General features: G+C 41.3%; 5 protein-coding genes. 3 read left to right on the plus strand and 2 right to left on the minus strand.

Going from position 1 to position 4942, the window contains the following annotated elements; translation table 11 throughout:
- Positions 1-556, minus strand: a 556-nt coding sequence (locus RM368_RS37875) for a transposase (RefSeq protein WP_322698827.1), incomplete at its 3' end; no start/stop codon positions are given.
- 99 nt (positions 557-655) lie between these two features.
- On the opposite strand from RM368_RS37875, the gene RM368_RS37880 reads away from it, so the two are divergent.
- Positions 656-1561 (plus strand): transposase family protein, encoded by a 906-nt coding sequence (locus tag RM368_RS37880; protein ID WP_322698828.1) that lies wholly within the window; start codon positions 656-658, stop codon positions 1559-1561.
- A 232-nt stretch (positions 1562-1793) separates the two neighbouring features.
- Here RM368_RS37880 and RM368_RS37885 read toward each other — a convergent pair whose 3' ends face one another.
- On the minus strand, positions 1794-3296 hold the full coding sequence (locus RM368_RS37885; protein ID WP_416212298.1) for a Rieske 2Fe-2S domain-containing protein: 1503 nt from the start codon (positions 3294-3296) through the stop codon (positions 1794-1796).
- Between the two features lie 379 nt (positions 3297-3675).
- On the opposite strand from RM368_RS37885, the gene RM368_RS37890 reads away from it, so the two are divergent.
- Together RM368_RS37890 and RM368_RS37895 are read left to right on the plus strand one after the other, a co-directional pair.
- Positions 3676-4128 carry a DNA polymerase IV gene (locus RM368_RS37890; protein ID WP_322698829.1) on the plus strand — a complete coding sequence of 151 codons (453 nt, stop codon included), beginning with the start codon at positions 3676-3678 and terminating at the stop codon, positions 4126-4128.
- 523 nt (positions 4129-4651) lie between these two features.
- A complete protein-coding gene (locus RM368_RS37895) occupies positions 4652-4927 on the plus strand; it encodes a Tn7 transposase TnsA N-terminal domain-containing protein (protein WP_322698830.1) in 276 nt (91 codons plus the stop codon).
- Positions 4928-4942 lie beyond the last annotated feature (15 nt).

Raw genomic sequence — 4942 nt, forward strand, 5'->3', positions numbered from 1 at the left:
GAACAAAGTATTCTTTATTCCACCATCTATTTTCTCTTAACCGAGCAGTATTGCGAAGATCATGAGCTGCTCCTGGTAAAAAAGCTAACTCTACAGGGATACCATCAGCTGTACTTAACAGATGCACTCTGACTCCGTAGAAATAGCATCGCTTTGAAGCAACATAACCCCTATATTCCGGTGAGTTCACTAAGCGACAACGAGAAATCCTGATATTGTGACACACAGCTACAGGGAATGAATCAATCAGGTATTCACTCGTCCTACTCAGAAGTTTAAATGCTGCTCCTAGCTGATGAAATAAATCTTCCATTAAATCGTCAATTGCGTGTAAACGACGATTAAACCGGGATTTTGACAGCATCTTTGGCATTAAACCGTGGTCTACCATGTATTCTCGCGCCGTTTGGTGATTTCCACCAAAAAATAGAGCTGCCGTCATTGCTGTTGTCAGAATCGACGCATCGTTCATTTTTCTGCGCTTGTCTTCTTGATGTCCAATGGCGTTAAGGATATCGTCAGTGATACAGTAGATTGCAATAATTTCGTTTATCATTTTCCCCTCGGAGTTTCTCTCCGCAGGGGATTTTACTGTATTAGACTTGTCGCTTAATAAGGTAAAGTTAAGTATCAGCGGCTGAAATGAAACAGGAAAATGCTAGATATCAATCGGGTACTGAAAGCAGACCGCCTACTGAGGTCATTTACTGGGCTAAACCGCAAGGCATTTGATGAACTGTTACAAACGTTTGAAATTGTACTTAATCAGGAGGCGATCGCCTCATCTAAAAAAAAGCTACGTAAACGTTCCGTGGGAGGGGGCAGAAAGGCGAGATTGCAACGAGTAGAAGACAAGCTATTTTTCATATTGTTCTATTTCAAGTGTTATCCCACCTTTGATGTCGCAGGGGTGTTGTTTGACCTACACCGCAGTCGGGCACATCGTTGGATGCTAAAACTACAGGCAATCCTAGAAAGCGCTTTGGGAAAAAAAATGGTTTTACCAGAACGCAAGTTGGAGAGTATTGAAGATTTTATGACTCGTTTTCCAGGAGCCATAGAAGTGATGATTGATGGGACAGAGCGACCCATTCAACGTCCCAAGGTTAAAGAAAAACAGAGGAGTAATTATTCGGGTAAAAAAAAGCGCCATACTCGCAAACACTTGGTGATGACAGATCAAAATAAACGGGTGCTGGTGTTATCAAAGGCTACAGTTGGGAAGATTCATGATAAAAGACAATTGGATGAGGAAAAATTGGTAGATTTTGTTCCAGATGAAGTTCCAATCCATGTAGATTTGGGCTTCCAGGGATTACAAAAAGAATTCGTCAACATCAAAATTCCAGACAAAAAGCCCAGAGGCAAAGAACTAAGCGAAGAACACAAACAGTCCAACCGAAAAAAAAGCAGCGAACACGTTAAATGCGAACACACAATATCAGGTATTAAGAGATACAATGCTGCCACAGCAGTATACAGAAACCGCATTCATGATTTAGATGATCGGTTCATGCTGACTGCTGCGGGTCTGTGGAATTTCTACTTGATGGCTGCATAAATTGATAAGTGACATTGAGAATTCCATTGCATCCTTATTTTTCTCTTATTAAGCGACAAGTCTAATATTTCTGGACTAATCTGCTAGTCATAGCAATAGGCGAAACTATTGGTATCTCTTGAACGGGGTACAACTTGGTTTGAAAGTTTGGAATTCAGAAGGCTCAGTTGGCAGGAGCGTCCTACCAACTGAGCCTTCTGAATAAATTTTCTTAGGACTTACCTTGAATAGATTAATCATTGTGTGCGTGTTCAAACTCGTAAACGTAAAATAGGCGACTAAATTTATCAAGCAAGTATCCTAGAAGTACAAATGATGTTGCACCCCCAAGCGCCCACCAGAATCCTGTATGAGGAAAAACCGTTAAAAGTGACACGGGCATTTGGTTTGCAGATGTTAATGCAGCTTTTACCGCTATGGCTCTAGCATCCAGAATTACAGCAACACATAAGCATAATATAGATAACCCGTAAGCCAACACCCGTAGACGTTTAATATTTTTCAAAGCATCTTTGCAAACTTCGCAATGTTGGGTATGAGTTGTCCAGACATCAAAAAGCTTTTGTTTGTCTAATTCGGGCAAGGGAAAATCGGTATTATACCCCCAAGCCCAAGGAATACTACCTCCAGCTTTTTTCTCCAACCACTGGCGAAATGCAATGACCATTTTATCTTGAGGATTGGGTGTATAAACTGCGTTCACCCATTGGCTCTTTTGGCGTTTAGCTAGAATCTTCTGTTGATAATGAAGAAATACTAAGTCTTGGTGTAAGAACAAGGATGACAAAACATGGCCTAGCCAAGTTGGCATTGGTAGCCCAAAGACTCCTAATCCTTTAGGTGTCTTACCCATCTCGTTTTTAACTAAGACCTGACAGCCAATATGACGACACCACCCTGGGCGTGTAGGACTAGCATACAATGCCAAGATCAGCTTACCACCATCATGTGAAGTAGAAACAATCCTCATCTGACAAGGTGGTTGGAAGTCGTGAATCGCTTGTGAAATCGTGGGGGCAGTCGGTGTAATTTCAAAAGAAAATCCTTCTTGAGTAGACATTTCCTTGATGCAAAGCATATCGTAGTAATTAGCATCTTTATAGCGATTGCCAACTATACCGTGGTGGGAAACAGGTACATGGGCTGGGTCAGCTACATTCTCCATGAAAAAGTCCCATCCATAGGGTAGGTCACGTATATTCCAAAATAGATGAACTACTCTGTCGGAGTTTTCTTCAAGTTCTGGAATAATTCGTGGTGTCCTCAATTGACTTTCAAGCTGTGCATCAGAACCAGACTCAGCCCAAACCCACAATAAACCCTGCCGTTCTTGTGTCGGATAACTAATTGCAGATGACTTTGAATTTGAGCAGTGTTTAGAAGATGTGTGCTGATCTTTCGACTGGGGAATGCTCACACAGTTTCCCTGCGAATCAAAACGCCAAGCATGATAAGCACATAAAAGTGTGCCATCAGACTCAACACGCCCTTCAGAAAGAGGAGCTAGTCGATGGGGGCAACAATCTTCAAAGCAAGACCATTTACTCAAACTGTCTCGCCATAAGACTAAATCTTTTCCTAATAACTGTATTGCATGTGGGCGAGATGGATCTAAAAAATCCACAACTGCTACAGGATACCACTGCTTTGTCCATTGAAATACTTCTTCTTTGTTTTGATTCAATGGAATGCTTGCGTTATCCATATCCCCTTGAAAATCAATTTTTATGGTCATGTGTGTTCTTTTATGTTTTTGAACTAATAAAATTAAAGCTGTTTAATATTTAATATAGTTGCGATTCCAGGTATGCTACTTTCTACTTAAAAAAACTTTCTTTGCTTGCCTGATGGCATAAAAACTATGTATCCCCTCAAACACCCTTACCCCTTCAGGAGACAGTTGCTCAAAACGACAGCAGCTAGTGAGAGTGCCATTGCAGTTTGACGCATCAGTAGAAAAGTAATTACGGCTAGATAATATTAAGTATTAAATAATACTTAATAGTAAAATTTAATACGTATGCGGTAATTTTGTCTCTAAACTAGTGCTAGTGTACTATAAAACTGATATTGTATTTACTCCCTTGAAAATGCTATGAAAAGCGAGACTGCTTGTGGTGGAGCTACCCTTGGGACAAGAATCTATTGCTAGAACTAGGAAAATAGTTCACGTTGATATGGATGCTTTTTACGCATCGGTAGAGCAGAGGGACAACCCTAGCTACCGAGGCAAACCGTTAGTCGTCGGTGGCAGCCCGAATCAGCGAGGTGTGGTTGCAGCAGCTAGTTATGAAGCTCGTAAGTTTGGTATTTATTCCGCGATGCCGTCAGTAACAGCGATCGCTCGTTGCCCTGGACTAATATTTGTCAGACCTAGATTCGACGTTTACCGAGAGATTTCCACTTCAATCCACGCCATATTCAAACGCTATACTGATTTAGTGGAAGGAGTTGCACTAGATGAAGCATATTTGGACGTTACTGAGAACAAGCAAAATATTACCTACGCTTCTACGATCGCAAGACACATTAAAACTGCAATTTTCCAGGAAACTCATATGACTTGAACGAAAAAATGAGCCAAGTTGTGAACCATAAAACGAGCTATAAGTAACGGCAAAATAAGCCTGACGGGAAAAGAGAAATAAAACTTTGCAATTAAATAATGAGCTAAAGTAGATTTTCTGCACCATAATATGAACATGAGTTGAAAAAACCGCTAAAGACAAAACCTCAAGCAAACAAACGGCTTTTAGCAGCACAGAAATCAACTTTCATTCCAAAATATGATTCAAAATCACCAAGATATGCTTCATTCCCCCTGTAAACAGTAATATAGACTTGTGTAGTCAAACTCCTTTCACTGCCTTTAGATATAGGGTTTTAGGGAGAGTCAAGAAAAAAAGAAGCCCAAACACACACCTATCACCTGTGGCATCAATGAACTCTTCTGAATTTGACTAATGGTGTTCCCAACAGCAACTAACGGCATCTACCAAAGACCTAATTGCCACAATCAGGTCAGCTCCACCCTCACGCCGTGTAACTGGACGCGCCAAAAACGTCAGTGGAGTTTACCCCAGCCGGAAAATGGGTCAAACCATTCAGTTTGAAAGCCACACCGTAGAACTGTGGGCAATCTACCAAATGGAACACGAAGAGGAAGTATTAGAGTTTTACGACCAGCCACCCCCCTTCAAAATCCAGTACCACAACAAAACAGGGCGCAAAATAGGTCACTACCATACCCCAGACTTCTTCGTACTCAGAACTGATGGTGCAGCCTGGGAAGAATGGAAAACCGAAACCGAACTCAAACGACTAGCCTTGAGGGGGCGACAATACTCGTTAAAGTACCACAGGTAAAGGATTTGAAGTAAC

It is taken from the genome of Nostoc sp. DedSLP03, from assembly GCF_034530815.1.
Classification (GTDB): domain Bacteria; phylum Cyanobacteriota; class Cyanobacteriia; order Cyanobacteriales; family Nostocaceae; genus Nostoc.